The 6,057-nt window shown below is 65.2% G+C and carries 5 protein-coding genes; 4 read left to right on the top strand and 1 reads right to left on the bottom strand.

All coding sequences use genetic code 11. The features are described 5' to 3' along the window. The 4 genes from BKY26_RS15370 to BKY26_RS15355 all read left to right on the top strand — a co-directional run. Positions 1-1,313, top strand: a 1,313-nt coding sequence (locus tag BKY26_RS15370) for a hydantoinase/oxoprolinase family protein (RefSeq protein ID WP_131541894.1), incomplete at its 5' end; no start/stop codon positions are given. Continuing rightward, a complete protein-coding gene (locus BKY26_RS15365; protein WP_071691274.1) occupies positions 1,306-3,012 on the top strand; it encodes a hydantoinase B/oxoprolinase family protein in 1,707 nt (568 codons plus the stop codon). The genes BKY26_RS15370 and BKY26_RS15365, both read left to right, overlap by 8 nt. Next, complete coding sequence (locus tag BKY26_RS15360; protein WP_071691273.1) at positions 3,012-4,229, top strand: NAD(P)/FAD-dependent oxidoreductase; 1,218 nt, start codon at positions 3,012-3,014, stop codon at positions 4,227-4,229. The genes BKY26_RS15365 and BKY26_RS15360 overlap by 1 nt, the downstream gene beginning before the upstream one ends. Before the next feature lie 17 nt (positions 4,230-4,246). Next, a complete protein-coding gene (locus tag BKY26_RS15355; protein WP_071691272.1) occupies positions 4,247-5,074 on the top strand; it encodes an NAD-dependent epimerase/dehydratase family protein in 828 nt (275 codons plus the stop codon). A gap of 88 nt (positions 5,075-5,162) precedes the next feature. Here BKY26_RS15355 and BKY26_RS15350 read toward each other — a convergent pair. Further along, on the bottom strand, positions 5,163-6,057 hold an 895-nt coding region (locus tag BKY26_RS15350), incomplete at its 5' end, for an ABC transporter ATP-binding protein (protein ID WP_071691271.1).

The raw sequence follows: 6,057 nt of genomic DNA, 5'->3' as shown, positions 1-6,057 counted from the left end.
TGGTGGAATCCGGCCCCGCCGGGGGCGCGGTTTTCGCCGCCGACATCGCCGCGCGGCATGGGCTGGACAAGGTGCTGAGCTTCGACATGGGCGGCACCACGGCCAAGATCTGCCTGATCAAGGCCCAGACACCCAAGACCGCCCGCGTGTTCGAAGTGGCGCGCAGTTACCGGTTCAAGAAAGGCTCCGGCATGCCGATTTCGATCCCGGTGATCGACATGGTGGAAATCGGGGCCGGGGGCGGGTCGCTCGCCCATGTGGATGCGCTGAACCAGATCCGCGTGGGGCCGGAAAGCGCGGGCTCCGAACCCGGCCCGGCCTGCTACGGGCGTGGGGGCGACAGGCCCGCCGTGACGGATGCGGACCTTGTGCTGGGCAAGCTTGATCCGGCCCATTTCGCCGGGGGCTCCATCCCGCTTTACCCTGAAAACTCACAAGCGGCGCTGACCACCCACCTCGCCGACCGGCTGGATATGGACGCGACCGAAGCCGCCTTTGGCCTCGCCGAGGTGGTGGATGAAAACATGGCCAACGCCGCCCGCGTTCATGCCGTGGAAAACGGCGAAGACCTGTCCACCTACACCATGATCGCCTTTGGCGGCGCGGCACCCCTGCACGCCGCAAGGCTCTGCGAAAAACTGGGCATCGACCGCTGTCTGGTGCCCGTCGGCGCAGGTGTCGGTTCCGCCATCGGCTTCTTGCGCGCACCGTTCAGCTTCGAGGCGAACCGCTCGGTCTTCACCAAGATGTCGGGTTTCGACCCGGCCCGCGTCCGTGCGCTCTTCGCAGAGATGGAGGAGGAGGCGCGCAGTTTCGTACGCTCCTGCGATGCAGAGGCCGAGATACTGACCGACTACAAGATCTACATGCGTTACGCAGGCCAGGGCTGGGAAATCCCCGTGCCGCTGACATCAGAGGATGCTGCCAGCCCCGACGCGGACAGCTTCCTCAAACGGTTCGAGCAGGACTACACCCGCCTCTTCGGCCGCTCCGTCGACGGGATGGAGGCCGAGATCACCGTCTGGTCGGTGAATGCCTACACGCCCACGCCGCCGGTCACGCCCATAGGATCCGCTGGCGAAGCCAGCGTCCCCGCCCCGCAGGGCCTGCGCGACCTGTTCGACCCGGCGCTCGGTCAGCGGACAAGTGCCGATATCCACCCGCGCGCCGACCTGCCCACCGGGGCCACCGTTCAGGGCCCTGCCGTGATCACCGAGGACGAAACCACCATCGTCCTGCCCACCAGCCGCCTTGCCTTGGCGCAGCCCGATGGCTGCATCGATATCCGCGTGAAGGAGCCCCGCCATGACTGAGCTCAGCAAAGTCGCCTACCAGGTCATGTGGACGCGCCTGATTTCCGTGGTCGAGGAACAGGCACAGGCGCTCGTGCGTACCGCGTTTTCCACCTCCGTGCGCGAGGCGGGGGATCTGTCCGCCGGGGTCTATAACGACAAGGGGCAGATGCTGGCCCAGGCCGTCACCGGTACGCCCGGTCACGTCAACGCCATGGCCGATTCCGTGGGCCATTTCATCCGCCGCATCGGGCGTGACACCATGGCCGAGGGCGATGTCTACATCACCAACGACCCGTGGGAGGGCACCGGCCACCTGCATGACATTACCGTTGTGACGCCCTCCTTCCACAAGGACCGGCTGATCGGTTTCTTCGCCTGCACCGCGCATGTGACCGATGTCGGCGGGCGCGGCTTCGGGGCGGATGCGAATTCCGTCTATGAGGAAGGGCTCTACATCCCGATCATGCGCTTTGCCGACAGGGGTGAGGTCGACCGCACGCTGCTGGCCATGATCCGGGGCAATGTGCGCGAACCCGATCAGCTGGTGGGCGATCTCTATGCGCTGGCCACCTGTAACGAGATCGGGCATCGCCGTCTGTCGGACATGATGACGGAATTCGGGCTGGCCGACCTCAATGGCATTTCCGAGTTCATCCTGACCAATTCCCGTCAGGCCACGCTAGACCGGATCAATGCGCTGACGCCGGGGACGGCGGACGGCCACATGCGGATCGACGGTTATGCGAAGCCGATTGACCTCTGCGTGAGCCTTAGCATCGAAAGGGACCGCATCCTGTGTGACTGGGCCGGAACAAGCGGCGTGGACAAGAAGGGCATCAACGTGCCGCTCGTCTACACCAAGGCCTATGCCTGCTATGCGCTGAAATGCGCCATCGCGCCCGAGATCCCGAACAATGCGGCAAGCCTCGCGCCGTTCGAGATCACCGCGCCCGAAGGCAGCATCGTGAACGCCCCGCACCCCGCGCCGGTGGCGCTGCGCCATGTGATCGGCCACATGGTGCCCGACACGGTCTATGATGCGCTCGACAAGCTCTTGCCCGACACGGTGCCCGCCGAGGGCGCAGGGTGCCTGTGCAACTTCCAGATCAGCCTGCGCCCCCGCAGCGACGCCCCCGCGCCCGCCCATGCCCGCCGGGCCGAAGTGCTGATCTTCAACTCCGGCGGCTCCGGCGCGCGGCCTGGCCTGGACGGGATGAGCGCCACCGCTTTCCCCTCGGGCGTCATGACCATGCCGGTCGAGGCCACCGAGCAGGTCGGCCCGGCGATCATCTGGCGCAAGGAGTTGCGGCCAGACAGCGGCGGTGCGGGCAAGTATCGCGGTGGTCTGGGGCAGTTCATGGACGTGGGCGCGCGCGAAGGGCACGAATTCGACTTCTCCGCCATGTTCGACCGGGTGAACCACCCGGCTCGCGGCAGACGCGGCGGAGCGGAAGGTGGCCCGACGACGATCGGTCAGGACGATGGCACGCCGATGAAGGGCAAGGGCAAGCAGTTCGTCCCCCATGGCCGCGTGGTGCAGATGGGCTTTCCCGGCGGCGCGGGCTATGGCGATCCGGGCCAGCGCCCCCGCGAAGATGTGCTGAGAGACCTTGCCCACGGCTTCATTTCGCCCGAGGCTGCGGCAGAGCACTACACCATCGACCGGGCCACCATCGACGACACGCTGGCCCGCGCCAAACGCGGAGACATCTTCTGATGCTGCCAAAGGGATTTTCCCAAGCGCCCTCGCGCAACAGCTATGACGTGGTCATCATCGGCGGCGCGATCATGGGCTCGTCGCTGGCCTGGTGGCTGACGGAGAGCGCGGATTTCAACGGTTCGGTGCTCGTTGTGGAACGCGACCCGAGCTATCTGTGGTGTTCCACCGCGCATACCAACTCCTGCATCCGGCAGCAATTTTCGACCGAGCTGAACGTCCGCATCTCTCAGTTCACGGCGGATTTCATCAAGAACCTGCGGGCGAATATGGGCGGGGATGAACGGGTGCCGAACCTGTCGGTTCAGGATTATGGCTACCTCTACCTCGCCGATACCGAGGCCTTCGCCGATGTGTTGCGCGCCAACCAGAAGGTGCAACTGGCGGCAGGCGCCGAAACCCGCCTGCTGACGCGCGATCAGATCGCTGCCGCCTATCCATTCTATGACCTCGACGGGATCGTTCTGGGCAGCATCAACACCAAGGACGAAGGCTATTGGGACGGTGGCACTCTGTTCGAGTGGTTCCGCCGCAAGGCGCAAGCACGCGGGGTGGAGTATGTGCAGGGTGAAGTGACTGCCATGACCCGCGCAGGCAGCCGCATCGACAGCGTGACGCTGGCCAGTGGTGACACCATCGCCTGCGGGCAGGTGGTGAACGCTGCCGGTCCCCGCGCCGCGCAGGTGGCGGAAATGGCAGGGCTGAATCTGCCGGTGGAACCCCGCAAGCGCTACACGTGGATCTTCACCGCCGAAACGCCGCTTGACCGGGAATTGCCGCTGACAATCGACCCTTCGGGCGTGCATGTGCGGCAGGACGGGCCAATGACCTATCTCGCGGGCAGCAAGGGCGACCCGGACCCGGCGGCCGACCCGTCCGACTTCAGCATGGATCACGGGTTGTGGGAAAACCATGTCTGGCCGGTTCTCGCCACCCGCATCCCGCAGTTTGAAGCGATTCGGATCGTCAACGAATGGACCGGCCATTACGCCTATAACACGCTCGACCAGAACGCCGTTCTCGGCCCGCATCCCGAGGTGGAGAATTTCCTGTTCATGAACGGGTTTTCCGGCCACGGGCTGCAACAGTCGCCCGCCATGGGACGGGGGCTTGCCGAATGGATCACACATAACGAATACCGCAGCCTTGACCTGACGCCCTTCAGCTACGCCCGCGTGGCAGCGGGCGAAGCGATGGTTGAAGCCGCGGTCATCTGACATTGCAGGAGACCAGAATGAAGAAAATCGTCCTCACTGGCGCCGCCGGTCGGCTTGGCACCATCTTGCGCGGGCCGCTGTCGCAGCTGTGCGATACGCTTGTCAGCTCCGACATCGTCGAAAGCGTCAAGAACCTGCGCGCGAACGAGACCTATATCCGCGCCGATCTGGCCGACAAGGCGGCCATCATGGCGCTGCTGGAGGGGGCCGACATCGTGGTTCATTTCGGCTCCATCGTCGATGAGGCCCCGTTCGAGGAGTTGCTCGGCCCGAACTTCATCGGCGCCTACAATATCTGGGAAGCGGCCCATCAGAACGGTTTGAAACGCGTCGTCTACGCCTCGTCGATCCATGCGGTCGGCATGTATCCCAAGAACGAATGCATCGGGCTGGATGCCCCGCACCGGCCCGACACGTTCTACGGCCTTGCCAAATGCTTCGCCGAGGATCTGGGCCGCATGTACTGGGAAAAGCGCGGGCTGGAGGCCGTCTGCATGCGCATCCTGTCCTGTGCGCCGGTCGGCAATGCGCGGGCCTTGGGCAGCTGGCTGTCGGATGGCGACCTCGTGCATCTGGTGGAACGGGCCATCGACACGCCGGTGACCGGCTTCTCCATCATCTACGGCGTGTCCGCGAATGACCGCTGCCCGGTGGACAATTCCAAGGCGTCGTTCCTGGGCTACCGGCCAAAGGACAACGCGGAACAATTCGCGGATCGGATTCTGGCCGAGGCCGGCCCGCACGATCCGCAGGATGTGGGGCAGATGTGCCATGGCGGGCCCTTCGCCAGCATCGAGCTGGGACAGGGGGCCAAGGCATTGCTGAACATCCCCGAAGAAGACTGACCGCCTCAGGAGAGGATCGCCACCCGCCGGGTGGCGTTCCTTTCCCCCGATCCGTTTCGCGCAGGGCGGGTGCCTGAACGGAAATCCGCTATCGCAACCGCGCCCCGCTATCCGCGTCAAAGAACAGCGCGGCACCGTCGGTCACGCTCAGGCCCACCTTGCTGCCGGGCTTCGGCGCGCTCTGGTCATGGGCCTCGACCGTGATGCGGGTGTCGTCGCCCGCGACCAGGTAGTGATAGGCCACGCCACCCAGTTGTTCCGACAGATCGACGGTGTGTGAGTCCCCGTCCGCCAGCCGCAGCATCTGCGGGCGCACGCCGACCGTGATCGGCCCGTCGCTGGCCGATCCCGGCGCATCGAGTTCCATCACCCCAAGCCCCGGCACCCGCACCTTGCCGCCCGCCACGCGACCCGAAAAGAAGTTCATCGCCGGGCTGCCGATGAAGCCCGCAACGAACTGGTTGTCGGGGTCGTTATACAGGTCCAGCGGCTTGCCCGCCTGCTCGATCACGCCGCCGCGCAGCACCACGATCTTGTCGGCCAGCGTCATCGCCTCGACCTGGTCATGGGTGACATAGATCATCGTCGCGCCGATCTCGTTATGCAGCCGGGCGATTTCCACGCGCATCTCTACCCGCAATTCTGCATCGAGATTCGACAAAGGCTCGTCGAACAGGAACACTTCCGGCCCCCGCACGATGGCCCGCCCGATGGCCACCCGCTGCCGCTGCCCGCCGGACAGCGCCTTGGGCTTGCGTTTCAGATACTCGTCCAGCTTGAGGACGCGGCTTGCCTCTGCCACCTTGGCCTTGATCTCGGCCTTCGGGTGGCCGTTCATGCGCAGCCCGAAGCCCATGTTTTCCTCAACGGTCATATGGGGGTAGAGCGCATAGGTCTGGAACACCATCGCCACACCGCGTTCGGCCGGGTCCATCCGGGTCACATCCCGCGCGCCGATGGCGATCTGGCCATCGGTGGTTTCC

The organism is Nioella sediminis, from assembly GCF_001879695.1.
Lineage (GTDB): Bacteria > Pseudomonadota > Alphaproteobacteria > Rhodobacterales > Rhodobacteraceae > Nioella > Nioella sediminis.
The sequence above is the reverse complement of the archived record's forward strand: the minus strand, read 5'-3'. Positions and strand labels throughout refer to the sequence as shown.

Coding starts and splice junctions, on each gene's coding strand:
- BKY26_RS15365 (WP_071691274.1), top strand. CDS start 1,306: ATGACTGAGCTCAGCAAAGTCGCCTACCAGGTCATGTGGACGCGCCTG.
- BKY26_RS15360 (WP_071691273.1), top strand. CDS start 3,012: ATGCTGCCAAAGGGATTTTCCCAAGCGCCCTCGCGCAACAGCTATGAC.
- BKY26_RS15355 (WP_071691272.1), top strand. CDS start 4,247: ATGAAGAAAATCGTCCTCACTGGCGCCGCCGGTCGGCTTGGCACCATC.